The 26,212-nt window shown below is 60.4% G+C and carries 31 protein-coding genes, 1 tRNA gene and 1 pseudogene; 12 read left to right on the forward strand and 21 right to left on the reverse strand.

Annotated features, from left to right (window positions below; translation table 11 throughout):
* Window positions 1-2 precede the first annotated feature (2 nt).
* Window positions 3-1,574 carry a transcription termination factor NusA gene (gene nusA, locus YP76_RS09740; protein WP_046763415.1) on the reverse strand — a complete coding sequence of 524 codons (1,572 nt, stop codon included), beginning with the start codon at window positions 1,572-1,574 and terminating at the stop codon, window positions 3-5.
* A 12-nt stretch (window positions 1,575-1,586) separates the two neighbouring features.
* Complete coding sequence (gene rimP, locus YP76_RS09745; RefSeq protein ID WP_046763416.1) at window positions 1,587-2,111, reverse strand: ribosome maturation protein RimP; 525 nt, start codon at window positions 2,109-2,111, stop codon at window positions 1,587-1,589.
* A gap of 168 nt (window positions 2,112-2,279) precedes the next feature.
* Here rimP and YP76_RS09750 point away from each other — a divergent pair, with 168 nt between their 5' ends.
* Entirely contained in the window at window positions 2,280-3,413 is a 1,134-nt protein-coding gene (locus YP76_RS09750; RefSeq protein ID WP_046763417.1) for a PQQ-dependent sugar dehydrogenase, read from the forward strand.
* A 252-nt stretch (window positions 3,414-3,665) separates the two neighbouring features.
* Here YP76_RS09750 and YP76_RS09755 read toward each other — a convergent pair whose 3' ends face one another.
* The 3 genes and pseudogenes from YP76_RS09755 to tpiA form a co-directional block, all read right to left on the reverse strand.
* Complete coding sequence (locus tag YP76_RS09755; protein ID WP_046763418.1) at window positions 3,666-5,300, reverse strand: CTP synthase; 1,635 nt, start codon at window positions 5,298-5,300, stop codon at window positions 3,666-3,668.
* Between the two features lie 92 nt (window positions 5,301-5,392).
* Window positions 5,393-5,770: a preprotein translocase subunit SecG gene (secG, locus tag YP76_RS09760; RefSeq protein WP_046763419.1), complete on the reverse strand. Its 378-nt coding sequence runs from the start codon at window positions 5,768-5,770 to the stop codon at window positions 5,393-5,395.
* A gap of 107 nt (window positions 5,771-5,877) precedes the next feature.
* Window positions 5,878-6,617, reverse strand: a pseudogene (tpiA, locus tag YP76_RS09765) (triose-phosphate isomerase).
* A gap of 193 nt (window positions 6,618-6,810) precedes the next feature.
* Here tpiA and YP76_RS09770 point away from each other — a divergent pair.
* The gene (locus YP76_RS09770; RefSeq protein ID WP_046763420.1) at window positions 6,811-8,760 is read left to right on the forward strand and encodes a peptidylprolyl isomerase; all 1,950 of its coding nucleotides are present in this window, start codon (window positions 6,811-6,813) and stop codon (window positions 8,758-8,760) included.
* Window positions 8,761-8,782: 22 nt separating this feature from the next.
* Entirely contained in the window at window positions 8,783-10,285 is a 1,503-nt protein-coding gene (gene trpE / locus YP76_RS09775; protein ID WP_046763421.1) for an anthranilate synthase component I, read from the forward strand.
* Between the two features lie 8 nt (window positions 10,286-10,293).
* Here trpE and YP76_RS09780 read toward each other — a convergent pair whose 3' ends face one another.
* Window positions 10,294-10,566, reverse strand: coding sequence for a DUF4242 domain-containing protein (locus YP76_RS09780; RefSeq protein WP_046763422.1), 273 nt, complete (start codon window positions 10,564-10,566; stop codon window positions 10,294-10,296).
* A gap of 128 nt (window positions 10,567-10,694) precedes the next feature.
* On the reverse strand, window positions 10,695-11,465 hold the full coding sequence (locus YP76_RS09785) for an NUDIX hydrolase (RefSeq protein ID WP_046763673.1): 771 nt from the start codon (window positions 11,463-11,465) through the stop codon (window positions 10,695-10,697).
* Between the two features lie 1,029 nt (window positions 11,466-12,494).
* Between YP76_RS09785 and YP76_RS09790 the strand changes: the two genes are divergently transcribed.
* Entirely contained in the window at window positions 12,495-13,175 is a 681-nt protein-coding gene (locus YP76_RS09790) for a spermidine synthase family protein (protein WP_408640434.1), read from the forward strand.
* Here YP76_RS09790 and YP76_RS28205 read toward each other — a convergent pair.
* On the reverse strand, window positions 13,158-13,325 hold the full coding sequence (locus YP76_RS28205; RefSeq protein WP_198147461.1) for a hypothetical protein: 168 nt from the start codon (window positions 13,323-13,325) through the stop codon (window positions 13,158-13,160). The two genes, YP76_RS09790 and YP76_RS28205, sit on opposite strands and share 18 nt — an antisense overlap.
* Before the next feature lie 242 nt (window positions 13,326-13,567).
* Window positions 13,568-13,783, reverse strand: a complete 216-nt coding sequence (locus YP76_RS09800; protein ID WP_046763425.1) for a hypothetical protein — start codon at window positions 13,781-13,783, stop codon at window positions 13,568-13,570.
* Between the two features lie 401 nt (window positions 13,784-14,184).
* On the opposite strand from YP76_RS09800, the gene YP76_RS09805 reads away from it, so the two are divergent.
* Window positions 14,185-14,877, forward strand: coding sequence for a CDP-alcohol phosphatidyltransferase family protein (locus YP76_RS09805; protein ID WP_046763426.1), 693 nt, complete (start codon window positions 14,185-14,187; stop codon window positions 14,875-14,877).
* Between the two features lie 55 nt (window positions 14,878-14,932).
* On the forward strand, window positions 14,933-15,115 hold the full coding sequence (locus YP76_RS09810; protein WP_157035731.1) for a hypothetical protein: 183 nt from the start codon (window positions 14,933-14,935) through the stop codon (window positions 15,113-15,115).
* Window positions 15,116-15,134: 19 nt separating this feature from the next.
* Here YP76_RS09810 and YP76_RS09815 read toward each other — a convergent pair whose 3' ends face one another.
* The 5 genes from YP76_RS09815 to YP76_RS09835 all read right to left on the reverse strand — a co-directional run bounded on the left by YP76_RS09815 (window position 15,135) and on the right by YP76_RS09835 (window position 17,200).
* Complete coding sequence (locus YP76_RS09815; protein WP_232307498.1) at window positions 15,135-15,287, reverse strand: hypothetical protein; 153 nt, start codon at window positions 15,285-15,287, stop codon at window positions 15,135-15,137.
* 73 nt (window positions 15,288-15,360) lie between these two features.
* Window positions 15,361-15,567 carry a hypothetical protein gene (locus YP76_RS09820; protein WP_046763429.1) on the reverse strand — a complete coding sequence of 69 codons (207 nt, stop codon included), beginning with the start codon at window positions 15,565-15,567 and terminating at the stop codon, window positions 15,361-15,363.
* Between the two features lie 495 nt (window positions 15,568-16,062).
* Window positions 16,063-16,269 carry a cold-shock protein gene (locus YP76_RS09825; RefSeq protein WP_046763430.1) on the reverse strand — a complete coding sequence of 69 codons (207 nt, stop codon included), beginning with the start codon at window positions 16,267-16,269 and terminating at the stop codon, window positions 16,063-16,065.
* A gap of 284 nt (window positions 16,270-16,553) precedes the next feature.
* Window positions 16,554-16,793 carry a hypothetical protein gene (locus YP76_RS09830; RefSeq protein ID WP_046763431.1) on the reverse strand — a complete coding sequence of 80 codons (240 nt, stop codon included), beginning with the start codon at window positions 16,791-16,793 and terminating at the stop codon, window positions 16,554-16,556.
* Window positions 16,794-16,873: 80 nt separating this feature from the next.
* Entirely contained in the window at window positions 16,874-17,200 is a 327-nt protein-coding gene (locus YP76_RS09835; RefSeq protein ID WP_046763432.1) for a YegP family protein, read from the reverse strand.
* A gap of 324 nt (window positions 17,201-17,524) precedes the next feature.
* Between YP76_RS09835 and YP76_RS09840 the strand changes: the two genes are divergently transcribed.
* The gene (locus YP76_RS09840) at window positions 17,525-17,755 is read left to right on the forward strand and encodes a hypothetical protein (RefSeq protein WP_046763433.1); all 231 of its coding nucleotides are present in this window, start codon (window positions 17,525-17,527) and stop codon (window positions 17,753-17,755) included.
* A gap of 519 nt (window positions 17,756-18,274) precedes the next feature.
* Here the strand turns inward: YP76_RS09840 and YP76_RS27725 are convergent.
* From YP76_RS27725 to YP76_RS27730, 3 genes are all read right to left on the reverse strand, one after another.
* On the reverse strand, window positions 18,275-18,763 hold the full coding sequence (locus YP76_RS27725) for a hypothetical protein (protein ID WP_157035732.1): 489 nt from the start codon (window positions 18,761-18,763) through the stop codon (window positions 18,275-18,277).
* Window positions 18,764-18,769: 6 nt separating this feature from the next.
* Window positions 18,770-19,927, reverse strand: coding sequence for a DUF262 domain-containing protein (locus YP76_RS09850; RefSeq protein WP_046763435.1), 1,158 nt, complete (start codon window positions 19,925-19,927; stop codon window positions 18,770-18,772).
* Between the two features lie 284 nt (window positions 19,928-20,211).
* Window positions 20,212-20,335: transfer RNA gene (locus YP76_RS27730), tRNA-OTHER, on the reverse strand.
* 104 nt (window positions 20,336-20,439) lie between these two features.
* Here YP76_RS27730 and YP76_RS09855 point away from each other — a divergent pair.
* From YP76_RS09855 to YP76_RS09865, 3 genes are read left to right on the forward strand one after another with little or no spacing between them, the layout of a single operon-like run.
* On the forward strand, window positions 20,440-20,784 hold the full coding sequence (locus YP76_RS09855; RefSeq protein WP_052757368.1) for a hypothetical protein: 345 nt from the start codon (window positions 20,440-20,442) through the stop codon (window positions 20,782-20,784).
* Between the two features lie 14 nt (window positions 20,785-20,798).
* Entirely contained in the window at window positions 20,799-21,005 is a 207-nt protein-coding gene (locus YP76_RS09860; RefSeq protein WP_046763436.1) for a DUF6961 family protein, read from the forward strand.
* 51 nt (window positions 21,006-21,056) lie between these two features.
* Window positions 21,057-21,965 carry a hypothetical protein gene (locus tag YP76_RS09865; RefSeq protein WP_046763437.1) on the forward strand — a complete coding sequence of 303 codons (909 nt, stop codon included), beginning with the start codon at window positions 21,057-21,059 and terminating at the stop codon, window positions 21,963-21,965.
* Between the two features lie 220 nt (window positions 21,966-22,185).
* On the opposite strand, the gene YP76_RS09870 is transcribed toward YP76_RS09865, so the two are convergent.
* Together YP76_RS09870 and YP76_RS09875 are read right to left on the reverse strand one after the other, a co-directional pair.
* The gene (locus YP76_RS09870; RefSeq protein ID WP_232307499.1) at window positions 22,186-22,590 is read right to left on the reverse strand and encodes an HIRAN domain-containing protein; all 405 of its coding nucleotides are present in this window, start codon (window positions 22,588-22,590) and stop codon (window positions 22,186-22,188) included.
* 177 nt (window positions 22,591-22,767) lie between these two features.
* Window positions 22,768-23,502 carry a Mom family adenine methylcarbamoylation protein gene (locus YP76_RS09875; RefSeq protein ID WP_052757369.1) on the reverse strand — a complete coding sequence of 245 codons (735 nt, stop codon included), beginning with the start codon at window positions 23,500-23,502 and terminating at the stop codon, window positions 22,768-22,770.
* A gap of 699 nt (window positions 23,503-24,201) precedes the next feature.
* On the opposite strand from YP76_RS09875, the gene YP76_RS09885 reads away from it, so the two are divergent.
* Both YP76_RS09885 and YP76_RS09890 read left to right on the forward strand, forming a co-directional pair.
* Complete coding sequence (locus tag YP76_RS09885; protein ID WP_046763440.1) at window positions 24,202-24,474, forward strand: helix-turn-helix domain-containing protein; 273 nt, start codon at window positions 24,202-24,204, stop codon at window positions 24,472-24,474.
* Between the two features lie 156 nt (window positions 24,475-24,630).
* Entirely contained in the window at window positions 24,631-25,086 is a 456-nt protein-coding gene (locus YP76_RS09890; protein ID WP_046763441.1) for a hypothetical protein, read from the forward strand.
* Here YP76_RS09890 and YP76_RS09895 read toward each other — a convergent pair.
* Both YP76_RS09895 and YP76_RS09900 read right to left on the reverse strand, forming a co-directional pair.
* Complete coding sequence (locus YP76_RS09895; RefSeq protein WP_046763442.1) at window positions 25,072-25,650, reverse strand: hypothetical protein; 579 nt, start codon at window positions 25,648-25,650, stop codon at window positions 25,072-25,074. The genes YP76_RS09890 and YP76_RS09895 overlap by 15 nt on opposite strands.
* Window positions 25,647-26,204 (reverse strand): glycoside hydrolase family 108 protein, encoded by a 558-nt coding sequence (locus YP76_RS09900; RefSeq protein ID WP_046763443.1) that lies wholly within the window; start codon window positions 26,202-26,204, stop codon window positions 25,647-25,649. Before YP76_RS09900 ends, YP76_RS09895 begins: the two co-directional genes overlap by 4 nt.
* Window positions 26,205-26,212 lie beyond the last annotated feature (8 nt).

Genomic DNA, 26,212 nt, shown 5'->3' on the forward strand with positions numbered 1-26,212 from the left:
GCTTACGCTTCCTCGTCTTCGAACCAATGGGCGCGCGCGGCCATGATGATCTCATTGCCCTGTTCTTCGCTGAGGCCATATTCGGCGAGAATCCCGCCCTTGTCCTCTTCCTTGTTCTCGCGGCGGCGGCGCTGGTCGACGCGCTTCTTGGCGACCAGTTCGTCGGTGGCAAGGTCGGCCAGATCGTCGAGCGTCTTGATGCCCGCCTTGCCCAGAGTCACCAGCATGGCTTCGGTGAGGTGGGGCATATCGGCCAGCGCGTCCTCGACGCCCAGCGCCTGGCGCTCCTCGCGCGCAGCGGCTTCGCGCCGGTCCAGCGCTTCCTGCGCACGGCTTTGCAGCTCCTGCGCCAGTTCCTCGTCGAAGCCCTCGATCGCGGCCAGTTCGTCGATGCCGACATAGGCCACTTCCTCCAGCTCGCCAAAGCCTTCGGCCACCAGAAGCTGCGAGAGGGTTTCGTCGACGTCCAGTTCGTTCTGGAACAGTTCGGAGCGGGCGACGAATTCCTTCTGGCGCTTCTCGGACGCGTCGGCCTCGGTCATGATGTCAATGGCCTTGCCGGTGAGCTGCGAAGCAAGACGGACATTCTGGCCGCGGCGGCCGATGGCGAGCGAGAGCTGATCGTCGGGAACGACGACTTCGATGCGTTCCTCTTCCTCGTCGATGACGACGCGGGCGACCTGCGCGGGCTGGAGCGCGTTGACGACGAAAGTCGCGGTGTCCTCGCTCCAGGGGATGATGTCGATTTTTTCGCCCTGCATTTCCTGCACGACGGCCTGCACGCGGCTGCCCTTCATGCCGACGCAGGCGCCGACCGGGTCGATGCTCGAATCGCGGCTGATGACGCCGATCTTGGCGCGCGAACCCGGATCGCGGGCGGCGGCCTTGATCTCGATCACGCCGTCATAGATTTCGGGCACTTCCTGCGCGAACAGCTTTTTCATGAACTCGGGATGCGCGCGGCTGAGGAAAATCTGCGGGCCACGGTTTTCGCGGCGCACGTTCAGGATCACCGAGCGGATGCGGTCGCCGACGCGGACGACTTCGCGGGGAATCTGCTGGTCGCGGCGGATGACGCCCTCGGCGCGGCCCAGGTTCACGACGACATGGCCGAATTCCACGGACTTCACGACGCCGGTGATGATCTCACCCACGCGGTCCTTGAATTCCTCATGCTGGCGCTCGCGTTCGGCATCGCGGACCTTCTGGAAGATCACCTGCTTGGCCGACTGGGCGTCGATGCGGCCCAGATCGATCGGGGGCAGCGGGTCGACGATGAAGTCACCGATCACGGCGTCCTTCTTCAGCTTCTGCGCCTGACGCAGATCGACCTGCTTGAAATAATCGTCGACCGCCTCGACCACCTCCACGACGCGCCACAGGCGCAGGTCGCCGGTGTCCGGGTCCAGCTTCGCGCGGATGTCGTTTTCCGCGCCATAGCGCGCACGGGCGGCACGCTGGATCGCGTCTTCCATCGCCTCGATGACGATCGCCTTGTCGATCATCTTCTCGCTGGCGACACTGTTCGCGATGGCGAGCAGTTCGGCCTTGTTGGCGGAAATGGCGTTGGCCATGGTCGTAAACCCTTATTCTTCGGTTTCGAACTCGTCCGCCCCATCGGAGGAGAGCGGCATACTAGCAGCAATCAGCGCGTCGGTCAGTATCAGCTTGGCATCCCCGACCAGCGCGAAAGGGATGACCACCTCACCGGCCTTGGCGTCGGTGAACAAAATATCTTCGCCCTCGATACCCTTCAGCACGCCCCGGAAGCTCTTGCGGCCCGAGACGGTTTCGGTGGCGGCGATCTTCGCCTCATGCCCGGCCCATTCGAGGAAATCGGTGAGGCGGGTCAGCGGGCGGTCGATGCCGGGCGAGCTGACTTCCAGGCGATAGGCCTCCTCGATCGGGTCAGCTTCGTCGAGCACGTCCGAAAGGCGGCGGGAGATGGTGGCGCAATCCTCGATGACGAGCTGCTTCGTTGCGGGCCGTTCGGCCATGATCTGAAGCGTATATTCGTCACCCGACCCGAACAGCTTGATGCGCACGAGGTCGAAGCCCAGGGCTTTCACCTCCGGTTCGATCAGGGCTGTCAGTTCGGCGATGTCCGCCATGGATTCTCCAGAAACAAATGTGCAGCCTCCCCGTCGCCGCAAGCGATCCGCTCGCGACCCCGACATGTTTGACGATGTAAGGAAGCAAGGGCGATATAGGCGGGATGCCGCAAAGCTGCAACAACATTTGTTGTGGGGCATTGCAGCACCCGACGAGGAGAAGAAAAGATGCGCCATTTCGCCCTGACCGCCCTGCCGCTGGCCCTGATCGCCTGTTCGGCGGACGATGCCACTGGGCAAAACGCCACTGCGGACAAGCCGTTCAAGACGTCGGTGATCGCGGATTTCGATTCTCCCTGGGCGATGACCTTCCTGCCGGACGGGCGGATGCTGATCACCGAGAAGGCAGGTGAGATGATCCTGTTCGATCCGAAGAACGGGACGAAAATCCCGGTCGCGGGGATTCCGGCGGTCGACAGCGCGGGACAAGGGGCGCTGATGGATGTCGTGCTGGCGCCCGGTTTCGCGGACAATAAGAAGGTCTATTTCAGTTTTTCCGAGGCTGGCGAGGGCGGCAAGGGGGTGGCGCTCGCTACCGGCACTTTCCATCAGGCGAGCGACGGGACGACGAAGCTCGACGGCGTGAAGGTGATTTTCCGCGCCAGTCCCTATGTCGACGGCAATGGCCATTATTCGGGGCGAATCGCCTTTTCGCCGGATGGGAAATATCTGTTCTTCGCCAATGGCGAACGGCAGAAATTCGATCCGGCGCAGGACCCCAAATCCACCTTGGGCAAGGTGTTACGGCTGAATCTCGACGGCACGGCGGCGGCTGGGAATCCCTTGGCGGCGAAGGGGTTTCATCCGGCGGTCTGGTCCTATGGCCATCGCAACCTGCTGGGGATCGCCTTCGACAAGGACGGGCGGCTGTGGGAGCAGGAAATGGGGCCGAAGGGCGGGGATGAGGTGAACCTCATCAAGCCGGGATTGAATTACGGCTATCCCCTCGCCTCCAATGGCAGCCATTATGACGGGCGGGACATTCCCGACCACAGGCCGGGCGATGGGTTCGAAGCGCCCAAGCTCTGGTGGAATCCGGTGATCTCGCCGGGCGGGCTTGCCTATTATTCGGGCGACCTGTTTCCGAAATGGAAGGATTCGCTGTTCATCGGCGGGCTGTCGAGCCAATCGCTGGTACGGGTGAAACTGGATGGGGAGAATGCCGCCAAGGCCGACCAGTGGGACATGGGCGCACGCATCCGGGAGGTGGAGCAAGGGCCGGATGGGGCGCTGTGGCTGCTGGAGGATGGCGGGCAAGGGTCGCAGGGGCGGTTGTTGAAGTTGACGCCTGCCCAGGGGTGACCCCCGTGTTCCTGCGCAGGCAGGAACCTAGAGCATCGTGCGCAAAAGTGGGAACCGGTTTTGCGCTTAAAACGATGCGACAACAAAAACTTAGAGCGCGCGGCTTGCGTACGATTTAACGCAGCGCGCTCTAGTTCAAGCGGTGCGTGTTTATTCAGACGGCGGGACTGGGCTCCTGCCTTCGCAGGAGCACGTTGTTGTTTAATCCCCTTTACCGCGAACGAAAAACGGGGCCTGTCCGGCCCCGTTTTCTTACACCAACCGGCTCTGCTTGACTGCCGCTTCGATGAAGCTCGCGAACAAGGGGTGCGGGTCGAAGGGTTTCGATTTGAGTTCCGGGTGGAACTGCACGCCCACGAACCAGGGATGGTCCGGCCGCTCGACGATTTCCGGCAGCATGCCGTCGGGCGACATGCCAGAGAAGATCAGGCCGCCTTTCTCCAGCGGCTCGCGATAGCCGGCATTGACTTCATAGCGGTGACGGTGACGCTCGCTGATGTCGGTCGCGTTGTAGATGCCTGCGACGACGCTGTTGCCGGTGAGTTTGGCGGGATAGGCACCCAAACGCATGGTTCCGCCCAGATCGGTCTCGGCGGTGCGCTTTTGCAGGCCTTCCTTGCTCATCCATTCGGTGATGAGGCCGACGACCGGTTCGCTGGTTTCCCCGAACTCCGTGGTCGAGGCGTTTTCGATGCCCGCCGTGTTCCGCGCGCCCTCGATGCAGGCCATCTGCATGCCCAGGCAGATGCCGAAGAAAGGCACATGGCGTTCGCGGGCGAATCTGACAGAGGCGATCTTGCCCTCCGACCCGCGCACGCCGAAGCCGCCTGGGACGAGGATGCCGTGCATCGGTTCCAGGCGGGCGGCGATGTCGGCGCCCTCCTCCTCGAACAGTTCGGCATCGATCCACTTGATGTTCACCTTCACCCGGTTGGCGAAACCGCCATGGTGCAGGGCTTCGTGGAGCGATTTATAGGCATCGGGCAGACCGACATATTTGCCGACGACGCCGATCGTGACTTCGCCCTCGGGATTCTGCTGGCGGTCCATGATGTCGTGCCAACGGTCGAGCCTGGGCGCGGGCGCATTGTCGATGCCGAAGGCGCGCAGCACTTCGTCGTCCAGCCCTTCGGCATGATATTGGGTCGGAACGGCATAGATGCTGCTGGCGTCGAGCGCGGGGATGACCGCTTCGGGGCGGACGTTGCAGAACAGCGCGATCTTCCTGCGCTCGCTTTCCGGCAGCGGATGCTCGCAACGGCAGAGCAGGATGTCGGGCTGGATGCCGAGCGAGGTCAGTTCACGCACGCTATGCTGGGTCGGCTTTGTCTTCAGCTCGCCGGCCGCCGCGATATAGGGCACCAGCGTCACATGGACGAAGATCGCCTGGCCGCGATCAAGGTCGTTATGGAGCTGGCGGATCGCCTCCATGAAGGGCAGCGATTCGATGTCGCCCACCGTGCCGCCGATCTCGCACAGCACGAAATCCAGGTCTTCGGTGTCGGCGGTGGCGAAGGCCTTGATCTCGTCCGTGACGTGCGGGATCACCTGCACCGTCGCGCCCAGATAGTCGCCGCGCCGTTCCCGCTGGATGATGGTCTGATAGACCCGGCCCTGCGTCACATTGTCCGACTGCCGCGCCGAAACGCCGGTGAAGCGCTCATAATGGCCAAGGTCGAGGTCGGTTTCCGCCCCGTCGTCGGTCACATAGACCTCACCATGCTGATACGGGCTCATCGTGCCCGGATCGACGTTGAGATAGGGATCGAATTTCCGAATGCGCACACGGAAACCTCGCGCCTGCAACAGAGCTGCAAGCGAAGCGGCCATAAGGCCCTTGCCAAGCGAGGAGACCACGCCGCCGGTGATGAAAATATACCGCGCCATGGGAGGAGAGGCTTAGCCTTTTACAAACGAGTTGGGCAAGCGCGCGAATCATCGCGCGTGCGAAAAAAGATCGAAATGATCGTTAACGGGATTTAGTTAGCGAGCGGAACCGCCCCGTTGGCGGCATTGCCGCTCGCCGCACCCGCAGCGCCGGCCAGGGGATCGTTGCCCGTCGCCGGTGCCGGAGCGGTCGCCGGAGCCGTCGGTGCCTGCTTGACGAGCGACGTATCGATGTCGCTCGGACGATGCTGGACCGAAGCGATCACCGCCAGCACGATCGACAGCGTCACGAAGATGCCGGCGAGAATCGTGGTCGAACGGGTCAGGAAATCCGCCGCGCCGCGCGCCGACATGAACCCCGCCGGGCTGCCGCCGACGCCCAGGCCGCCGCCTTCCGACTTCTGCATCAGGATGACGGTGACCAGCAGAGCGGCGACAATGGCCTGCACGACGAGGATGAAGGTGAACATGGCTAGCGAATAATGTCCGGTAAAGGGTGCGTTGCCGCGCACATAGCGATGATGAGGCGCGGGGGCAACCGCCCCCGGCGCCTTGCGCCTGCGATGGGGCGTTTAATTCAGGCCGCCGCCGCGATCACCGGCGCGAATTTCTCCGCCGTCAGGCTCGCACCGCCGACCAGCCCGCCATCGACATCGGCCAGCGCCAGCAGTTCCGCCGCATTGTCGCCGTTCATCGATCCGCCATAGAGGATGCGCATGGCATCGGCCTCTACCCCGATCCGGCTCGCCAGCGCGGCGCGCAGGGCGGCATGCATGGCGGCGACAGCTTCCATGGTGGGGATTCGGCCGGTGCCGATCGCCCAGATCGGCTCATAGGCGATGGCCAGCCAGTCCGCCGCCGCCCTTCGGGAAGAGACGCCAGCAACTGCGCCGACACCACCGCTTCGGCATTGCCCGCATCGCGAACGTCCAGGCTTTCGCCCACGCAGAGGATGACTTTCAGCCCCACCGCCTTCGCCGCCAGCGCCTTGGCCGCGATGTCGGCGTCGGTTTCGCCCTGGTCCTGCCGCCGCTCGCTATGGCCGACGATGGCCCAGCTTGCCCCGGCCTCCGCCAGCATCGCGGCGGAAAGGCAGCCGGTATGCGCGCCGCTGGCCTTCATATGGCAATCCTGCGCGCCGACGAAGGCTGCGCCCTTCACACCGTCCGCCGCCGCGATCAGCGTCGCGGGCAGGCACAGGCCGACTTCCACCGCCGGATGCTCCTGCGCCAGGCCGCCGATCGCCTCCACCTCGCCCAATTGGGCGCGCAGGCCGTTCATCTTCCAGTTACCGACAACCAGCTTCCGCCTGCCCATCGATCTTTCCCCTTATGGTTATTGCTGCACGGTCCCCGACAGCGCCGCTCTCCAACAGGACCGCCGGGTTGGCCGAGCCGATGAACGGCGCACGGGCATTTGTCCAGCCTTGCGCCCGTCGCGCCCCTTGCCCACGCGACGATCCGCCCTTAAAGCGGGCCGCCATCAAAGCCGCATTTACGGACTTTCCTCCATGCTTTCAGTCTTTCGCCGTTTCATCCACTCCAAATTCGGCGCCTTCGCGGCCCTGATCTTCCTCGGAATCGTCGCGGCGGCCTTCATCTTGGGGGACATCACCAGCGGCAAGTTCGGCTCGTCGCTGGGCGCCGGGGAAACCGCGGCGAAAGCGGGCGGATCGCGCCTGACGGTGACGGAATTGCAGGAACGGGTGCAACGCGTGTTCGAAAATGCGCGGCGGTCCAATCCTGGCCTACAGATCGGCGATTTCCTGGCGCAGGGCGGTGCGGCACAGGTCTATGACCAGCTCGTCTCCTCGCTGACGCTGAAGGAATATGCGAGCGACCAGAAGATCCATATCTCCAAGCGGCTGGTCGATGCGCAGATCGCGCAGATCCCCGCCTTCCAGGATGCCGCCGGCAATTTCAGCCAGGAGAATTTCCGCCAGTTGCTGATGCGCGAGCGCATCACCGAGCAGGCGCTGCGGGACGATATCAGCCGCGAGATACTGGAACGGCAGATGCTGGCGCCGCTCGGCCTTGGCGTGAAGCTGAGCGATTCCATGGTTCTGCCCTATGCCTCGCTGCTGCTGGAGGCACGGCAGGGCACGATCGCGGCGGTCCCGGCCAGCGCGTTCAAGGACATCAAGGATCCGACCGACGCGCAGCTCAATGATTTCTACAAGAGCAATGCCGCGCGCTACACGATCCCGGAACAGCGCCGCATCCGCTATGCCGTGATCGACGTGGAGCGCTTCGCCCAGGCGGCGCAACCCACCGATGCGGAGATCGCCGCCTATTACAACCAGAACAAGACGGCCTATGCCGCCAAGGACAGCCGCAGCTTCGAGCGGCTCATCCTTCCGACCGAGGCGGGCGCCAAGGCCATTGCCGATCAGGTGAAGGGCGGCAAGTCGCTGGCCGCCGCCGCGCAGGGCGCGGGCCTTTCCGTCTCGGAACTGAGCGACGAAAGCCGCGAGGCGCTGACCGCCGCATCGTCCGCCGCCATCGCCAATGCGGGCTTTGCCGCCAAGCAGGGCGAACTGGTGGGGCCGATGCGCGGATCGCTGGGCTGGGTGCTGCTGCGCGTCACGGCGGTCAAGACGACCCCTGTCCGCACGCTGGAAGCGGTGCGCAGCGAAATCGTCGCCACGCTGCGCACGCAGAAGGAGAAGAAGCTGCTCAGCGACTTCACCGGCAAGATCGAGGACCAGATCGCCAATGGCGGCAGCTTCGAGGAAGTGGTGAAGGACAATGGCCTGAAGCTGGAAACCACCCCCTTCCTCGTGTCCACCGGCAAGCAGGTCGAGGATGCGGCCTATCAGCTGCCGGCCGATGTGAAGCCGTTGCTCGCCCCCGTCTTCGCGATGAGCCAGGACGACGATGCGCAACTGATCCCGATCGCCGCCGACCAGCGCTATGCGCTGGCCGCGCCCGGCGACGTCCAGGCCGCGGCGCCGCCGCCCCTCGCCAAGATCAGGACGCTGGTGGTGATGCAGTACAAGCTGGCCCAGGGCAATGAGAAGGCGAAGGCCATCGCCGAACAGATCCGGGCCAAGGTGGCCAAGGGCACGAAACTGTCCGACGCGATCGCGGCGGCCGGCGTCGCCCTGCCCGCACCCCAGACCGTAGGCGGCCGCCGGGCCGACATCATGCGCAGCGGGCAACGCCCCCCGGCGGAAGTCGCGATGCTCTTCTCGATGGCGGCCAACAGCGTGAAGATGCTGCCGATCGGCGAGGATCGCGGCTATTTCGTGGTGCAGTTGAACGGCATCAAGCGCGGCGACGCGGGCAACGACAAGGCGCTGCTGAACCAGGTCCGCGACCAGCTCAGCGATGTCGTCGGCCAGGAATATGGCCAGCAGTTCGAGCGCGCCGTCGAAAAGGAGATGGGCGTCAAGCGCAACCCGGCGGCCGTCGCCAGCGTCCAGCGCGCGCTGACCAGCAGCAATGGCAGCGGCCAGTAAGATGGCGGGCGGAACGGCGGGAATGGATGGCATCGACAGCGCGCGCAAGGCACTGGCGGCGGGGCAATCCGCGCTGGTGTGGCGGCGCCAGATCGCCGACACCGACACGCCGATTTCCGCCGCCCTCAAATTGTTCGAAGCCGATCGCGGCGACTTCCTGCTCGAATCGGTCGAGGGCGGCGCGGTGCGCGGCCGTCACAGCCTGATCGGCCTGGCCCCCGATCTCGTCTTCCGGGCGCAGGGACAGGTGGCGCAGATCAACCGCCAATGGGCGACCGACAGGGAGGCATTCCAGCCGGAAAGCCGGGGGGCGCTGGACGCATTGCGCGCACTGGTCGCGGAATGCCGGGCGCCGCTCGATCCGGCACTGCCCGCCGCCCTCGCCTGCCTCGTCGGTTATTTCGGATATGAAACGGTCGGGCTGGTGGAAAAGCTGCCCCGTCCGCCGGAAAACCCCATGGCCCTGCCCGACATGCTGTTCGTGCGGCCGACCGTCATATTGGTGTTCGACCGGCTGGCCGACGCCCTCTTTCTGGTCGCGCCGGTCTGGAAGGGCAGCTTCACCGATGCCGGCCGCGCCGTCGAAGAGGCGCTGGAGCGGATCGACGCCGTCGCCGCGCGGCTGGCGGCGCCCCTGCCCGCACAGACCGCTCCTGCCGAGATCGCCGATGTCGCGGTGACGCCGGTGCTGGAACCGGGCCGCTATGCCGCGATGGTCAACAGGGCGAAGGATTATATCGTCGCGGGCGACATCTTCCAGGTGGTGCTGGCACAGCGTTTCACCAGCCCCTTCACCCTGCCGCCGATCGCGCTTTACCGCACGCTGCGGCGAATCAATCCCTCGCCTTTCCTTTATTATCTCGACTTGCCGGGCTTTGCGATCATCGGGTCCAGTCCGGAGATCCTGGTCCGGGCGCGCGACGGCGAAGTCACGATCCGTCCGATCGCCGGCACCCGCCCGCGCGGCAGGAATGCCGTGGAGGACGCGGCCAACCGCGAAAGCCTGCTGGCCGACCCCAAGGAGCGGGCGGAGCATCTGATGCTGCTCGACCTCGGCCGCAACGATGTGGGCCGGGTCGCGACGGCAGGCAGCGTGACGGTCACGGACAGCTATACCGTCGAATTCTACAGCCATGTGATGCACATCGTCTCCAACGTAGTCGGGCGGCTGGCGCCGGAAAAGGATGCGCTGGACGCCCTGTTCGCGGGCTTCCCGGCGGGCACGGTTTCCGGCGCGCCCAAGGTGCGGGCCTGCGAGATCATCGCCGAGCTGGAGCCGGAAACGCGCGGCGCCTATGCCGGCGGCGTCGGCTATTTCGGACCGGACGGCAATATGGACAGTTGCATCGTGCTGCGCACCGCGGTGCTCAAGGACGGCGTGATGCATGTCCAGGCGGGCGCCGGGATCGTCGCGGATTCAACCCCTGAATATGAGCAGCGCGAATGCGAGGCGAAGAGCGGCGCGCTGCTCGCGGCGGCGCGGGAAGCGGTCGCGCTGGCCCGTCAATCCGGCTTCGGCCAGTAAATCAGGTCTCAATCCGCCGTCGTCGGATCGATCGTCGCGCGCACCTCGGCAATGCTGTTGGCCGGGAACCCCGCCATCTTGGCATGTTGGCGGATCAGATCCTCGCTGGGCGCGCGATAGACGCAGTAGATCTTGTCGTCCGTCACATAGCTGTGCACCCACTGGATGTCCGGGCCGAGCTGGCGCAGGACATTGCAGGACCCCTGCGACGCGCCCTTGAGCTGCTCGCCCGACAATTGGCCGACGCCCGGCATGTCCCGTTCGATCACATATTGCGGCATGATATCCTCCCCGTCTGAGGGCCGGGGGAGTGTACGCCTTTCGCGCCCCCGGTTCGAGAGGCGATATCGGGGTAGGCTTCCACGGCAGGCGTGGCGAATCCGGTCTGCCGATCACAGGTCGCCGTGCCTCAGCCGCGCCGGACGGTCCCTATGGATTCCGACGTCACCGGATAGCCCAGATGGGCGGGGATGCACAGATGCCGCTCCCCATCCCTGTCCTCGAACCAGGGCGTCACCTTCTCGACCGGGATCGACCAGGCGTGGGCCGCCAGAGCGCCATAGCTGCCAAATTGCGCCAGCCGCTCCAGATTGCGCCGCGTCGGAAAGACGATCCGCGCCTCTCCCCGGTCGCAATATGCCAGCGTGTCGGCAGCGCCGCTCCAGAAGAGCCTCACATTTTCGGTGGCATCGACGCTCGCCACCTGCCCTTCCGGTGCGCGGGCGAGATAGAAGCGGGTATCGAACACGCGACGCGCCATCTCGAACGGGGCGGGTTGCCAGCGGGCGAAGGGCACGAGCGCATCCAGTGCAAGCTCCAGCCCGTGGACGTTCAGGACCTCGCCGAAACCCATTCCTTCCGCCAAGGCCCGGCGCATGGCCACGATCCGATCCGCTTCGACAGGCCGGGTAAAGGCGATGGCGAGGCCGCTTTCCTCCAGCGTTTCACGGATCGCCGCGATGCGCGCCGCGGCTTCGTCAAGCGCCAGTTGCCCGCCGATCGCTGTCGCTAAGGCGTGATCGCCCGCATCCAACGCACCGCCGGGAAAGACCAGGGCACCCGCCGCGAAGGCCATGCTCGATGCCCGTTCCATCATCAGGATTTCAGGCGCGGAACCAGGACAATCGCGCAAGATGACCACCGTCGCAGCCTCACGGCTTTCTGAAACACCATCTGTCATGGAACCGCCATATGCATTGAGCATGCCCGCGGTAAAGTCCCTTCCGGACAATCCCGGGGAAGCGATTGTGGGAGCCGAGGTCGGTGATCATCGTCCGCGCTGGGCAAACCCATTCCGGTGACCCACTCGTCGACCGGGCGGGCATATTGCCTTGTGCTTATGTGGGGCAGCAGCATGGTCTGTCCGGCTGAGGAACGCATACTCCTCCTGATTCATCTATTCAGCTGCCCAGAAATGGACATGGATCGGCGTCCAACCTATCGGCCGAAACTGGCCCGTTCCGGTTGCGGTTGATTTTGATTGACCTCCAACATTTTCGGAAGCCGGGGTTATCCAGCCTTTCTTAACCATATCCGCGTAAGAAACGCCCGAGCGGCCATGGTTCCACCTGCCAGTCGCTACTTCGGGACAACTGGCGATAAATATATGATCCCCTTCACGACATTCAGGGGTCAGATTTGGTCGTCGAGCCGCTGGAGCAACGCCTGTCCGTCTTCATTGTCACGACCAAGGATGTAAAGCGCACCGAAAGGCGAAATATTCAGAACCTTTCGCCCCGTGCCCCGTTACGAAGGACGATCGGGTGGACAACAGGGGATAATCCGTATCAAGGCGAGGCCATACTGACTTTTCAATATCGCCGACCCGAAGCGTGCGAATTTTGCTTTTGCTTGCATGGCGCGAGTAGCCGGGATTGACGCAAAGCTGGCAAACAATCTCCAGCCCTTCAATCTCTGCCTTTCAGGTCATCCGGCAACATGTCATGGGCCTGCACCTGATCGATGAGCCCCCTCTCTCCGCCCCACTATGCTGCATGGCCTTGCAAAGGGCATGAAGGCCGGGCATTGCACAACGTCACCGCGCAATGGACGCCGCACTGGTTTACGTCGCGATTGATCCCGAGAATCCGACAGGAACAGCATGAATCGTGACAACGCTTCGTCAAGGCGGTCTTCTGCCACACAGACTGGCATCAGCGATGACCGGCAAACCAGGACCGCCAAAACGAGCCGTCTGCCCATAGAAACGGTGGATGTCGCGGATATTCCGGGCGGTGGCCAATTGCATCTGCTCAAATGCGGCAAGGAATTCTCCATCCAGTTCGGCCGCGACGAGTTGATGGGAAGTCAGGATCATCTCTCGGAAATGGCGCTGGCTACCCTCACGAGCGAGCGCTTGGCCAGGAAAGACGGGCACGTCCTTGTAGGCGGGCTTGGCATGGGCTTCACCCTGGACGCAGTCCTTGCATCCTGGGCTTCCGATGCTTTCGTGACCGTGGCGGAACTGGTTCCCCAGATCGTCGTCTGGGCCAAGGGGCCGTTGGCGCATCTGTTCAAGGAAAACCTCGCCGACCCCCGCGTCAGCATCCGCTTGCACGACGTCTATGATGTCATCGTGGAAACATCCGATCGCTTCGACGCCATCCTGCTGGATGTCGATAACGGGCCGGACGGCTTCATCACGCCCGGGAATGATCGGCTCTATTCCCATGCCGGTCTGGCCGCTGCCTACGCCGCGTTACGGCCGGGCGGGCTCCTCTCCGTCTGGTCGTCCTATGCCGACGACTGCTTTGCGGGGAGGCTTGAGGAATCGGGCTTCGACGTCGATGAAATCATCCTGCCCGCCTATGTCGGCAGCACGGAGCGTTGGCATAATATCTGGTTCGCGACCAAGCCGGGCAACCTCGCCCGGCTATCGAGCGTGCAGTGAAGCCTCTTCCTCCCGGCGCAGAACGGAGATGATCTTGGAATAGGCGCGCGCCTGTTCTTCATGCTTCCTTTTCTCGACAGGACATATGGCGAGATCGGCATGATTCAGTTCCGCTTGCCTGCGACGATCGAGATAATCGAAGCGATCCACGGCCTATTTCCGATGGAGCGAAGGGGCCCATTGCCGGGCCATGTGAGAAGCGGATCGCGTTACGGTGCCCTCGATAAGCTTGTCCTGCATCAATATGCGGAAGGCGTCGGCATCCCTTGGATCCAGCATGACGACCCTTGCGCCGCCGGAAACCAGCGCTTCCACAGCGGATATCCGGAATGCGTGTTTCGCGCATGTCTCCTTGATGACGTCCGTAGTGGCCCAGACGTTGACGACCCTGCTCATGCCGCACCGCCTTCCACGTTGAAGGGAAAGGGATTGAATGGGGTGGAACCATCCGCTCGCCGTGAGCGGTAGGGGTGAGGATGACGGCGGATACGGGCCGCATATCCCTGTGCAAGCCGTTGATGGGCGCGACGTGCGGCCGGGTTATGCGCGATCCGGGCGCGCAGCAACTCCTCCTGCTCGCGTTTCAGCAGATAATTCAGGTCTTCCATGCGATGCTCCTCGGCTGGCAAGCGGGAGCACGATGGTCTCTCTGTCACGGCGAATGCTTGCAGCAAATTTCGCGCAATAATGGCCTAATAGCATGGAAGGTCCTTCCCGTCTCGCTGGAAAAGTCTACAGATCTCAGAAAATTCTGTTCGGTTCGCATGAGGGCTGCTACAAAAGGCTATCGGGTCTTCCTTCCGCACGATCCGACAGAGAGACTTGAGTGCTCCCGCATATATGGGAGCATCTCATGCAGGAAGATTATCTTTCTTTTCAGGCAGCACTGATCGCATCGGTCGTCGTTCTGCTTTTTCTTGGCTGGCGTATTTTCGGACGCGGCGGTTGATACTTGCCCTGCAATGGCGCCGCAGATGCGCCGGTTGTTCAAGACCATGATCGAAGGCCCATGACGATCCAGCCCCAATCTTCCCAATCGCTCTCCAGAATTCAACAGAACTGGCTTGCCGCCAATGAACGGCGGGTGCTCAACTGGCTGTGCCACCGGATGCCTCCCTGGATAACGCCGGATCGACTGACAGCGACGGGCATGGCGGGCGCGGTCATGATCTTCGCCGGATATGCCGCCAGCAACATCGCCTCGTCCTGGCTGCTGCTCGCCATTGCGGGCTATGCCGTGCAGTGGTTCGGCGATTCCATGGATGGCAGCCTGGCGCGATACCGGCGTATCGAGCGTCCTTCCTACGGATATTTCATAGATCATAGCTGCGACGGGCTGGCGACATTGCTCATCCTTGCCGGGATCGGCCTCAGCCCGTTCGTCACGATGAATGTCGCCATGATCGCGCTTGCGGGTTATCTGCTGCTGTCGATCCACGCCTTTCTGTCGGCGCGGGTGCTGGGCGAATTGAAGCTGTCCTATCTTTCCGCCGGACCGACCGAACTTCGGTTCATGCTGATCGGAATGACCGTCATGATGATGGTGCTGGGCACGGCTCCCGGCCTCTTCGGACGCTGGTCGGGCTTCGATCTCTTCGTGGGGACGATCGGTTCGATCCTGATCGTCCTCTTCATCGGCCAGACGTTGGTCACGGGGAGAAGGCTTGCTCTCGCGGAAACGGAACACCGCCTCCTGAAGTGAATGGCAAGGGCATCTTTCCCTCCTCGCCTGGGAACCCCATTTGCTGGAGACCATCATGACCGCCCACCTTGCCAGTTTCGCGATCGAGGCCGAGGCGGAACGTTATCGGCTGAGGCTGACCCTGGACGACGGCACGATCCTGGACATCGGCATATCCTTCGATCAACTCGATGAATTGGGCGAAGAGATAGACCGGCGCCTCGACGCCGATCAGGATTTGCTGCCGCCCGAATTCTGAAAATCCCGGCGGGAAGACGTCAGGCTTCCGCCCATTCGTCCAGACGCTGCTCCGCAGCGCGCAGACCTTCGATGCTTTCTATGGCCAGGTCGAGCGGCCTTCCGCCCAGTTTCTCGTCATTGCCGTTGAGAAAGGCGATGGCCTCCCGCGCGCCTAGCCGAGCGATGGCCAATTGGGAAATACGGCCTTGCCGTGCGGCCTGTTCCGGAGAAAGGCGGGGACCGCTGAAATGTCTGCCTGATTGTCTAGCCAAAGGGCCGCTCCTGCTGGACCGCCTTGTCGGCGGCCTGTTGTTTTCGGTTCCCCTCGCCTTTCAGGACCCGGTCGGCCATGGCTTGCCATGCCGCCTTTGCGCGCAAACAGCGGTCCCGCACATTGGACAGATCGGTTTCGCTTGCCTCGCGATCGCATTGGGCGACTCGCGCAAGATAGAAATCGCTGGTGACGGACATGGGCAATCTCCCGGATGAAGTCGGGCTGCGGTATTTCAGCCGAGCATTTCGGCCACGATGCGGCGCAGGTCCGGGGCCGACAATATACCCGCGGGCGTGGGCCTATTATGGTCCGCCCTACGCATCTTGCGAAAGGGGGAAGGCCGATTGGAAAGGGTGCAGATATTCGGAAATTTGAAATTCATGATGATCCTGATGAACGCCTATGGGCGCACAATGATTGAGAATGGCGCATATTCGGTGCGGCCTATGCCCTCCTTCATAAGGACGGGCTGGATGTATCGAGACGAGTTTCTGTCATCCGACACATGGAAATCGCCAAACCGCAATCGGGCTCGGCGACAGGAGAGGCGTCCTGCCCTCCTTCAAGTCCCTGAACATTCCCCGCGCTCTTGCCAGCCATAGGGGCAGGAAAGCGGGGAATACAGCCCCGGCACCAAGGGGGTCGTGCCGGGGGAAATTGATGTCAAGCGAACGGTCCGCTTGACCGTCCCGTCAGGCGCTGGCGAGATTGACGGCGGACTGTTTGCCGCGACGGTCAGTCTCGACCTCATAGCTCAGCCGCTGGTCCTTCTGCAGTGTCGCCATGCCCGCGCGTTCGACGGCGGAAATGTGCACGAAACTGTCGCTGCCACCGTCCTCGGGCGCAATGAAACCATAGCCTTTGTCGGCGTTGAAGAATTTGACGATGCCGATGGGCATGGGATGTTTCCTTTCACGAAAACAGGATACCCGCCCGCAAAAGCACGAGCGGAGCTGATAGCGCGAGAAGGGAAGGAGCACCCAGTGGGGCAAATTCCGTCGCAGGCGACGTTTAGCCCGCCTCATATGGCAGTCGACGGAGAAAAAGTCAATCCGCCCTCCTCCAATGCCCACGAAACCCTCTGATTTTCAGGTTGCGTTACTATAGAATTGACGCGGAACAATAGGAATTGACGACTGTCTCAATCAATCGATAGCGCTGAAATAACAGATCGCCACCTTCATTATTGTGTCAGCTTATCCAATGCTTCGTTAAGCTGGTGGACCTCCTCTGCTGAAAGATCAAAGCCGCTTTCCAGTTTTGCCTTCGCATTGCGCAAAAGATGGGCAAGACGGTCGAGTTTCGTGAGTGAGCCAGCATCGTCCGATTGCAACTGCCGGGTCGCCCCGATCAGCATATTGGCAAGGTCGAGGCCTTTCGCGGTAGGACCCATGATGCACTCCCGCTTGTTGAGGGAGCGCATATGTCTCTCAGTCGCTTGCAATATGCGGCGATGCCAGAACGTAGCATGGCGGCGCCGTCATTTCCATCACGGCCATCGTTTCAACTATCGCCTATTTGTCTGACCCTTGCGCCACCGGCGGTACGGCGCAGGGCATCGATGGCATTCCGACAGTCCCTTGCATTGGCGTAGCTGCCGCTGGAGGCACGGACATGGCCGTCGGCCGTGCAGAAGCGCCACCGCCAATCTTCATGCCCGGCGCGGTTGGCCAGCATATGCGCAGGCGTGACCCGATAGATTTCGAAATAGGGTTCAGCCCGGTCGTTGGACACCCATAGGGGTATGGAGCGCCAGGGAACCGATCCCGACAGGCCAGCGTCATTCCGGGCGGATGAAGCATGGCCCGGTGGCGACTGTTGGTTGGCCATGTCCGGTTCGACAGGCTTTCCGGAGCGAATCCCAAAGGCATCAAGAAACCTATGATCCAGAGAAGCGGACATCGTCATCCTCCTGCTGTGCAAGCGGGAGCGCATATGTCTCTCTGTCACAGGAAGCTTGCGGCGAAATTCGCGTGATCATGCTCCATAGCACATCCTGCCATGCACTTTGCATCGATTCGCAATGAGGCCGGATTGAAGGCTGGCTTCATATCTACCGGCCCTATATTGTCCATGGATCGTTCGCGCGTTCCTGCAGGCTGCGACCGGCTGAGAGACCAGATTGTGCTCCCGCTTGCCGATGGGAGACTGAAAATGACGGAACCTCTTCTCCATCGGAACATCGTTCAAAGCTGGCACGAGTGGGAGATCGACGGACGCGACCGGCGTCTCATCCTGGTGATTGAAACCGATGTCGAGATGCGCCCGGAAGCGGAGAATTATGACGCGGCTTTGATGGAAGAGGTGCGAACGGCAGCGGTCGCGTTGATGCGCACCATTCCCAGTGCAATCGACCGTATTCGGATCGTCCCGGTGCGCTATTGATCGCTTCCCATCGCGTCACGGCTTCGTCTCTTGAAGATCAAATCGCCAATCCGGCAAATATCGACATGGGACCGCCTTCGGGCAGAGGCGAAGCAGCGGCTCCCCCTATTGGTCATAGAAACAGACCGGGAATTGAATCGACCGATGGCTCTGGTGCATGGCAGAGCGTAACCCACGTTCCGGCTTTTTACGGACAGCATAGCGCTTTGGCAGGATTGAGCAGCTTCGCAATAGACGTTCAGAGCGGATTCCGATCTGAGTCTTTTATTTGCCGTGATTTCTTAACCGTCAGATGATGCCATCTGACTGGAAATCGCTCTAAATTCGCGCGTCCAGATAAGATGGTTAGATTTGCGTGAATAACTGAAGGTTCCGCCGGCACCCTTAACTATAGACGAGGCTTATTTTCCGGCAAAGTTCATTGTCAAAGGTCTGTAAAAGACGAAGCAAGGTCTGACTTTCTCGTTCGAGAGCAACTTTTGGAGAAAGCTGTCGAATCCGAAATACATGAGCCACGCTTCAACGGTTACTTCCCAAAGCATTTAGCATTTGCGAAAGAACATGATCAAAATCATGCATCTTAATTCCAACCGGATTCATAATTGCATCTTGATCTTTTGTCTTAATTCCGTGGATTCCATCAAGCGCGACAACATGTTTATTAATTGCCTGTCGACACATTTTCTCAAATAAATCAGATGATTTAAATGAATTTGTGGGATTTGCGAACTCAGTAACAACATTTATGCTGTAATAACAGCATACAGAAATCAGAGGTTCCGTTACTTTAGAAGTCTGATCGAATTGTCTCTTGCACTGATTCAGGACATAAAGCGATACCCGTTCAAGATATTCTTCAATGGCCGCATGTTGAAGCAAAACATAAGATTTAAGCTTAAGCTCATCCAAATCGCCCCGAATAAGATGATCAGGAAGATCCTCTATGATCTTACGCGCCGTTGCCAGAGCAAGATCAAGATAATGAAACTCAGGAGTTGTCTCTAGCATTTGCGATCACAGGAATAGATAGATCAATGTTATAGCTTTTTTAATAAAACCATACCATGTAGTGAACCGCTCTCGCGTAGCATCAATGCTCTTGGTAGTCACTTCAATTGCTCGACGGAAATTGGCGTCGTCACACGCTTGCTGCCAAAGCTTCACGAAGCTCTCTGGCTTTTTCCGTACTGCATCTTGCACGGCCCGATTGACCAATGATCCTGCAATTACGTCGAAAGCAGCTCGATTGAACGGGCGGTCAAACTTACTTTCATCTGGGAGATAACGGCGACTGAAGAATTTCGGACCAAAAGCTTCAAGCCCGATTGCAATAGCAGCATTCAATTCATCCAGATCAGACAGATTTTCTCCCTGCCTCGCGTAATCCACATTCCTCAACCTACAATATTCATCCAAGAACTCTTTCAGGTTACCTGCGTAGACAACTCGCCCGTCGTTGAAAGCCATGTGCCTGATTGCGATTTCGACATCTCGCATTCGCTTGTCGGGAACTCTCAATCCAAGCATCGCTTGAATCGCCGCCTCTTCACTGGTTTTGCGCACAACGGATGCGATAAAGGGCCCCCGCACAAGAGCCATTCTGAGTTCCATCGGCGAAAGACGAACAGAACCGGAATTTAACCGATGGAAAATCTCATACAAGATGTTGTCATTTCTCCAACCTCGTATAATTGCTGTTCGAATTTGGGCTGCATCGATTGCACGAGCGTCTTTTGGAAAATCAATTACAATGCCGTCCCAATCTCTTCCATTGAGGCGAGAAAGATCATTAAGTCCAGTGAGACGAAATTTTACGCCATCCGATAGCCTGCCCTGAAAAAACTCCTTTATAGTCAGAAGGCGCTGCTTACCATCAAGTACGAGGTAGTGATTCCGCTGTTCGTGGCTTTCTGCTAGCAGAATTTGCGGGATCGGAATTCCCAAGATCAGCGATTCAATGAATTTAGATTTGGCAGCAAGAGACCAAACGCTTCGGCGTTGAAAAGCAGGATCGAGGTCCACGATCTCGTCCAGTTCGCCACGGAGCGTAGATACATTCCAGTCCGACGGGATAACAAAAATATCGGCAAAATCTGCGGGCGTAACACGATAATCGTCGCTACCCTCTGTAAAATCATCATAATCGAGGATGTCGTCATTCTCGCTTGCCATTGTGGCCTTACCTCTGATGCATCGGCCCGCAGTCAACAGACCACGAGTTCGCGTTTGAACTATGGCTTTTAGCATGAAGTTCGGTTTTGGCTATGCTTGGCAACCTCATGCGCAGAGCAAAGATTGGGCGAATGCCTCTAACCTCTCAACGCCGATGCAAAGACAGGGTGACCAACTTCAGTCCCGCCGAATCATAAGCCCAAAGCACATCCCACTGGGAACCCACGACGGACCCATCTTAAAGCGCTTTCAGTAGGAAAAATCTGGCCCATAAAGCCAAGGACTGGTGCCGCTTACGTGACTCGAACACGTGACCCTCGCATTACGAATGCGATTTTTCGAGGGGTTTTCACGGAAAATGGGGCCTAAAATGCTCGGTTTTCCGTGAACAATTCTAGAACAAACGGCAATCTGCGATACCAGTGCGATACCAGATCAGGAGGGTGAAACGCCCTCCCCTACCCCAATGTCTCATGATACTTAAACGGCGATCAGGAACGGAGATCATCAATATGACCTGGAAAGCCTATGCCATCATCCCGATTGATTGGACCTGGGAGTTTCTGCCCACCGTTCAGGAGATGGCTGGTCGATTTGCGGAATCAGATGCTACCCAGAGAGTGGAAAGCGTCGATTATGATCCGCTCTACCTCGACAATTTTTGGAAGCACTTCGAACTCGCGAAAAGGCTCGCAGCCCAAGAAGGATGGGAAGGTGATTTTCGTCAGCACCCCAGGGTGTTCTTCTTGCCCGACGAAAACCAGTTCCGATACGGCTTCGTATGGAAGCAGGAAAACAATGGCACAACCTTCGTGGTCTCTCCCCAGCCGCTTTCCTGGCTTGACGGGTATACATAGACCAGTCCCGACCCATGCCGCTCGACGATTGGGAGCTATGGGCCTGCGCTCAGCAGGTCATAAAACAGTACGGGGCAAAAGCGCCCGTGCATGTCGCCGGCCGCATTGGGGAACTGGCCACGGCGGGCGACCTTGACGGCGTTCAGGCTTGGCAGGCCATTGCGGAGCGCGTCGAGCAACTGATGGATTATCGGACAGGAAGGCCCTTGAGCAAACAGTAACCGCCTATCGACTCTTGCGAAATTCTGCGCCAGCATTGCGGAGGGGGCAGAATGACAGACCAGCCAGAAGAAGACTACATTCTCAAATTCAACCTGGTGCCGGGGCTCTACCCCCGCGCTGAGGCTGTTGCCGAGGCGATAATCGCATACGTCGATACGGTCCGCACTGCGGCTGGGCTAATCGATCCAGTGGCACAAGTGGCGGTCGAAATAGTTGGCGTTGAAGAAGGAAGCCAGATTTTCAAGCTGGCCCTGCGTCGCATGGAAAGCGCTGGCGAGCGTATGAAGCGCGGCGCCGACGAATATCCGCTGGTCGGCAAAGCGGCGATGGCGTTGGGATCAATGATCGCCAGCGCAGTGGTTGGGCAGGTCATCGTAAATGCGATCTCGCCTGACCCACGCATCCCTGATGATCAGATGGAGGTCTTCCAGAACATCGAAGAAGATCTACGCGATTCAGTGGAGTTGCAGCGGCAGTCTGCGGACCTATTCGGCGGCCTTCAGGCGGAACCTGCGTTCATGAGTGTCCAGATACTGTCCAACACGCGCGTCCCCATCATTACTGTTCCGAGAGATGAATTTGCACTGCGGGGAGGCGTGTTCACGCCTAATCCGGAGCCTGAGCCGGACCGGATAGAAAATAGGGTAGCGATCTGGGACGTAACGTTGATTAAACCAGCCCTGATTCCCGAAAAGCGGCGATGGACGTTCGCGCGTGACGGCATTGAGTTCAGTGCGCTCATGGTCGACCAGGCGGTTCTTGATGCCATCCATAACAAGACGTTGCCGATACAGATCGCTGAGGGCGTCGTGGTGAAGATCGAAATTCAATATCGCGAGCGGTATAGCGGGTCGACTTGGATCACAGACCCTACGTCGCGGCGGGTCACGCGGCTTTTACAGCCGCTCCCTCCAGCATCTCCGAGCCTACCCCTTTTTCCCGCCTCCGGCCGCCCATAGGAAGGCGACAAGGCCGAAGAAAATGACTGTGGACACTACAAGCGTCCAGCCGACCGACACACGAGCGAAGCCGATAAACGAAACGATCACCGCGATCACCACGGCAAGGCCAGATAGCCATGCGCGCGTCGCGCCACTCTGATCGTCATTCGGTTGCATGTCGGTTCGCACAATTTAGAATCGCACGTATGCTGGTGCCATGCAACGTTCGCGTTTGCACCTATATGCTGCTGAAATCATCTTTCGGCTCGCGCGGCGGCCAGTCATCGTCGCCATAGCCATCAGGATCAGACGCAGGAGCCCGGCGCTCAACCGGCTTCTCGACCGGCAAGACCGGCGTACTGCCGTCGAACGTCGCCCGGATCACCGCGCCGAATGTGTCCGCACGCTGGAAAATCGCTCGGATCACGGCAAGCTGGCCGCCGATCCATTGTGCTTGTTCGGCAGGGACGTAGCCGATCTGGATACCGCGTTCGGAATAGACCCCAATCGCCCTGCTGTCCGCCGGGTTCTTGGGCTCGCGACGAAGCTCGACCGATTCGCCCGGAACACACATAGCGATCTCGAAGCGCCGGGTGGGCCCGCGCTTGTTCGGGTAGCCTGCGCCGACGACGGCGATGGACATGGGCGGTCGAGCCATAGCGCAGGAATATTATGATGGGCCCTGTATGGCAATGGAGCGGCCCGACGGGGTCGCACCGTCCTCGCACGCGGGGGCACCGCGCTCGTCCGATGGACGGGCCGCATAAGGAGCAGATGCCGCTGCTTGGCAGAAACTGCAACTGCTCACCCTAAGAAAAACTTAGGGTGCATAATCGGGCTTCGGAAACGGCAGCGCCGGATAGCGGCACCCCTTCGCGAATCGGGGCTTGAGGAACCGGAGATACCGAAACTGGCGCAGCTTGTGCCGTGTTGCCCGATCAAGGCCGGCACGGATGGCCATGGCTCTCGGCCCTCCGCTCTTGCCATTGGTGACAAGGCTGTTGTGATAGAAGTCGCCATCCAGTTCCCAGAAGATGCCAATATGCTCGCCGTGGTAACTGAACCCCGCCGCCTGATAGACCGTCCCGAACAGGCCGCACCGCTCATCCGCAAACGACTGTATCCATTTGACGGTCGGCCGGACGCGCCGGATCAGCCGGATCGAAAAGGCGAGCGCCCTGCTCTCGCTGTTGCGCGGCGCAGCGTCCGAGAGCCACATGCGGTTCAGTTCGAGATATTCCGACATGGCCGTACCGGCGACGACGCTGTCCGCGCTCGCTGGGTTCATGGCGAAGCCATATTGGAGCACGCCCACCATATTGGCATCAATATATACGCCAAGGTGAAGCGTGGATGCGGAATAGACCCGCTTGCTGTAGTGGTTGGCGCGGATGATCTCATTGGCCAACAGCCGGTCGATGATGACGACTCGGAAGGCCTGATTACCGAAGCCGATGGCCTCGCGCTGATTGAGAAGGTCCGCAAAGGGATCGAACAGATAGCCGACATCGTCGCCAGCGACACCGAAAGGCGTCTGGCCGTTTAAGGACTCCATAATGGTTTTTGCTCACACAAGCCCCGCCTGGTGCACAGGCGCGGGGCGACGCGGCGCGCGCGGGCCGCTCGTAACGGGGTGTGTCGAACCTTCCCGTTGGTTGCTGGGTTGCCGCCCAGCACCCCCGCTCGCAGTTGTACGATGCTGTCGTACATCTGGCGGCGGACGTGTCTCAGATAAAAAGAAACCTCACGTTACTTTTCGCTTGCGCGATGTAACGTGAGGTGTCATAACCTTCCTTGTCAGACGGCGATACCAACCCGGTGAGCCCGCTGACAAACCCGAAAGGAGCGAGAGATGCATCTCTCAATCCGGCTTCGGATTTGGAAAGTGACCTTCACAGTCACAATCCAACTCTAAGAAGCCCCCCGCCCCGGTCTAGCCACCGGGGCGGGGATAGGGTGAGGATAAGGCTTTAGCGATGGCAATGCAATCTAGCGTCCTGCGGCCATTCCGGCTGGCAGAGAATTACACGGCAGAGGACGTCACAGCCCTATTCTGCGCCTCAAAATCGGCCTTACTCCGCCTCCATGCAAATCTGGAAGTCGAGAAGCAGAGCCTGCGTTGCGGCGACGGAAAGGGCGGTCTGCACCCCTTCTGCATGGATGAACTTTCCGAGGACGATCGGTCATGGATCGGCCGCCAGCAAAAGCTGGTGGATGGCCTCAGCGGCGCCCTCGCTCGTTTTGGATACCAACTATGACCCCGGATGAACTGAAGAATATCAGGAAGGGCTTGGGCTGGACCCAGATGGACATGGCTATGGCGCTGGACATGAGCCGCAAGGCAGTCGTGGAGATGGAGGGCGGGAAGGCTGCTATAGAGCATCGCACGGGGCTTGCCGTCCTGTATCTCGCGGAGCATCCCGAGGTACTGACGGAAAGGCGGGCACTACTGCAGGAATTTGCTCAGCGCGTGGGCATTGAGCAAGCTATGGCCGCTCAAGGAAAAACGCGTGGGCGTATAGGATGACGACGGTGGGCGCCGGTCTTCGGTCCAAGCCGCGAGTGCCATGATCGACGCCATACTGGAGGAAGGCTGACCGAAAACTGGGGCTAATTGCCTCAGTTTTCCTATTGACCACAGGCCCCTCCCGCCGCGAATTAAGATGCTCGGGGAGGGTATGAGATGAAACTGTACGGAATCCTTGGCTTAACGATTGGCGCGCTTATGGCGATCGTGGCATTGACGCTTCTGCCGTCAACCGTCAGCAACGAAGAAATGACCACGCTTCCATATACTGGGGCGGTGATAGGATCTGGCAAGTTCGTCGAAACCTACAACCTGCCGCGCGCTCAGGTTCGCGAGATGGTCTTTAACGGCGGCCTCGCCGTCTTTCTTGCGGGAGCCATATTCTTCGTCGGCGGCTCGATCGGGGAGCGCCTACGCCAGCCTTCCCATCACGCGCCATCGGCTGCTGATGGCGATACCCCCTCTATTCAGACACCGCCAATCCCAGCAGCGCTCGATATTCCGTTTTCCAACGATGAGGCGACAAGGAACAAGATGATCCTCGCCGCCATAATGCTTCCGATAATAATGCTGGTTCTGGTCTTCCTTGCAGCCCAGTTAAGGCTGTCCTGACCCGGTGCCATCTGGCGGCAGAATAAGCCGTGCGGACGGCTCGGCCTTAACTGCCGCCTGCTCTGCCGCCCATTCCCGGAGCTTGATCAGGTTCCACGCCTGCCTCTCGGCTATTCGGAGCTTGGCAAGAAGTCCGTCACAATCGGTCCCTGCATAAGCTCGGCAGGTGGCGTCGCTGGCGGTGGACACTGGAGCCGGGTCGGAACTGCGGAGATCGGCGCGGGCGGCGAGTTCCGCGCGCACGCGCTCATAGCGAGTATCGACATCAGCATAATGGCTCTTGAGGTCATTGACGGTCCTTTCGGTGATGGCGATCTGTTCGGCCTCGACGCGCTTCACGTTCCTGGCCGCTTGGCGCTGGGCTTCGGCGCTGGCGGCGCGATAGTTCGCTTCGGTTTGCCTATGGGCCTGATGCTCTGCCGCGAAATCGGTTCGTGCCTTGTCACGCTCCGCCGTGCGGACATCGACCTTCATCGATGTCAGGGCGAGGGCGACCATCAGGCCGATGATGACGGGTGCCCACCAGAAGCGGCGAGCGAGCGCCAATGCTGCGGCCCAGCTCATGCAGCGGTCGCCACGCGGTTGAGAAGCCAGCCGTAGACGAAAGCCTCTTGCGTCGGATTGCGCTCGGCAATCCCCAGATAGCGTTCGCCCTGAAGCGCGTTCATGGCCTCCAGCAGGACATCGATTCGGCCGCGGCGGGGATGGGCAATATAGGCAGCAAGCGCCGCGTCGCTCTTCGCGCCATAGTTGCCGTCAACCTTCGCCAGATCCGGCCAGAGTTTCCCGCCCTCGTTGAAGGCGTTGAGCGCGCGCTGAAGAAACATGACGCCCCAGGGCGCGCCCATATTGACGCCGGTGTCCAGCGCCTCCGCAGCAAGCGCCGGCGCCCGCTTGGCGAGTAGATCGATGCCGGTCGCCGTGACGAACTGCCGCCAATAGATGTCGAAAGCCAGCGAACGCGGCAGCGCCTTCATGTCCCCCTGATAACCGTTCGCCCGGGCAAGCGTCTGGACGATGCCGAAGCGGGTCGGCCCGCCGCGATCGGCCGGATGGTTCACATAATCGCCTTCGCGGGTGATGACGTCGTCGATCATCTCCTTCGGCGTCTTGGTCATGTCATTCT

This window comes from Sphingobium chungbukense (assembly GCF_001005725.1).
Taxonomy (GTDB): domain Bacteria; phylum Pseudomonadota; class Alphaproteobacteria; order Sphingomonadales; family Sphingomonadaceae; genus Sphingobium; species Sphingobium chungbukense.

Excerpts from the sequence above, each read along its gene's own strand:
- nusA (WP_046763415.1), bottom strand. The coding sequence starts at position 1,574 with ATGGCCAACGCCATTTCCGCCAACAAGGCCGAACTGCTCGCCATCGCG.
- rimP (WP_046763416.1), bottom strand. The coding sequence starts at position 2,111 with ATGGCGGACATCGCCGAACTGACAGCCCTGATCGAACCGGAGGTGAAA.
- YP76_RS09750 (WP_046763417.1), top strand. The coding sequence starts at position 2,280 with ATGCGCCATTTCGCCCTGACCGCCCTGCCGCTGGCCCTGATCGCCTGT.
- YP76_RS09755 (WP_046763418.1), bottom strand. The coding sequence starts at position 5,300 with ATGGCGCGGTATATTTTCATCACCGGCGGCGTGGTCTCCTCGCTTGGC.
- secG (WP_046763419.1), bottom strand. The coding sequence starts at position 5,770 with ATGTTCACCTTCATCCTCGTCGTGCAGGCCATTGTCGCCGCTCTGCTG.
- YP76_RS09770 (WP_046763420.1), top strand. The coding sequence starts at position 6,811 with ATGCTTTCAGTCTTTCGCCGTTTCATCCACTCCAAATTCGGCGCCTTC.
- trpE (WP_046763421.1), top strand. The coding sequence starts at position 8,783 with ATGGATGGCATCGACAGCGCGCGCAAGGCACTGGCGGCGGGGCAATCC.
- YP76_RS09780 (WP_046763422.1), bottom strand. The coding sequence starts at position 10,566 with ATGCCGCAATATGTGATCGAACGGGACATGCCGGGCGTCGGCCAATTG.
- YP76_RS09785 (WP_046763673.1), bottom strand. The coding sequence starts at position 11,465 with ATGACAGATGGTGTTTCAGAAAGCCGTGAGGCTGCGACGGTGGTCATC.
- YP76_RS09800 (WP_046763425.1), bottom strand. The coding sequence starts at position 13,783 with ATGGAAGACCTGAATTATCTGCTGAAACGCGAGCAGGAGGAGTTGCTG.
- YP76_RS09805 (WP_046763426.1), top strand. The coding sequence starts at position 14,185 with ATGACGATCCAGCCCCAATCTTCCCAATCGCTCTCCAGAATTCAACAG.
- YP76_RS09810 (WP_157035731.1), top strand. The coding sequence starts at position 14,933 with ATGACCGCCCACCTTGCCAGTTTCGCGATCGAGGCCGAGGCGGAACGT.
- YP76_RS09820 (WP_046763429.1), bottom strand. The coding sequence starts at position 15,567 with ATGTCCGTCACCAGCGATTTCTATCTTGCGCGAGTCGCCCAATGCGAT.
- YP76_RS09825 (WP_046763430.1), bottom strand. The coding sequence starts at position 16,269 with ATGCCCATCGGCATCGTCAAATTCTTCAACGCCGACAAAGGCTATGGT.
- YP76_RS09830 (WP_046763431.1), bottom strand. The coding sequence starts at position 16,793 with ATGCGCTCCCTCAACAAGCGGGAGTGCATCATGGGTCCTACCGCGAAA.
- YP76_RS09835 (WP_046763432.1), bottom strand. The coding sequence starts at position 17,200 with ATGGCCAACCAACAGTCGCCACCGGGCCATGCTTCATCCGCCCGGAAT.
- YP76_RS09840 (WP_046763433.1), top strand. The coding sequence starts at position 17,525 with ATGACGGAACCTCTTCTCCATCGGAACATCGTTCAAAGCTGGCACGAG.
- YP76_RS27725 (WP_157035732.1), bottom strand. The coding sequence starts at position 18,763 with ATGCTAGAGACAACTCCTGAGTTTCATTATCTTGATCTTGCTCTGGCA.
- YP76_RS09850 (WP_046763435.1), bottom strand. The coding sequence starts at position 19,927 with ATGGCAAGCGAGAATGACGACATCCTCGATTATGATGATTTTACAGAG.
- YP76_RS09855 (WP_052757368.1), top strand. The coding sequence starts at position 20,440 with ATGACCTGGAAAGCCTATGCCATCATCCCGATTGATTGGACCTGGGAG.
- YP76_RS09860 (WP_046763436.1), top strand. The coding sequence starts at position 20,799 with ATGCCGCTCGACGATTGGGAGCTATGGGCCTGCGCTCAGCAGGTCATA.
- YP76_RS09865 (WP_046763437.1), top strand. The coding sequence starts at position 21,057 with ATGACAGACCAGCCAGAAGAAGACTACATTCTCAAATTCAACCTGGTG.
- YP76_RS09870 (WP_232307499.1), bottom strand. The coding sequence starts at position 22,590 with ATGTCCATCGCCGTCGTCGGCGCAGGCTACCCGAACAAGCGCGGGCCC.
- YP76_RS09875 (WP_052757369.1), bottom strand. The coding sequence starts at position 23,502 with ATGGAGTCCTTAAACGGCCAGACGCCTTTCGGTGTCGCTGGCGACGAT.
- YP76_RS09885 (WP_046763440.1), top strand. The coding sequence starts at position 24,202 with ATGACCCCGGATGAACTGAAGAATATCAGGAAGGGCTTGGGCTGGACC.
- YP76_RS09890 (WP_046763441.1), top strand. The coding sequence starts at position 24,631 with ATGAAACTGTACGGAATCCTTGGCTTAACGATTGGCGCGCTTATGGCG.
- YP76_RS09895 (WP_046763442.1), bottom strand. The coding sequence starts at position 25,650 with ATGAGCTGGGCCGCAGCATTGGCGCTCGCTCGCCGCTTCTGGTGGGCA.
- YP76_RS09900 (WP_046763443.1), bottom strand. The coding sequence starts at position 26,204 with ATGACCAAGACGCCGAAGGAGATGATCGACGACGTCATCACCCGCGAA.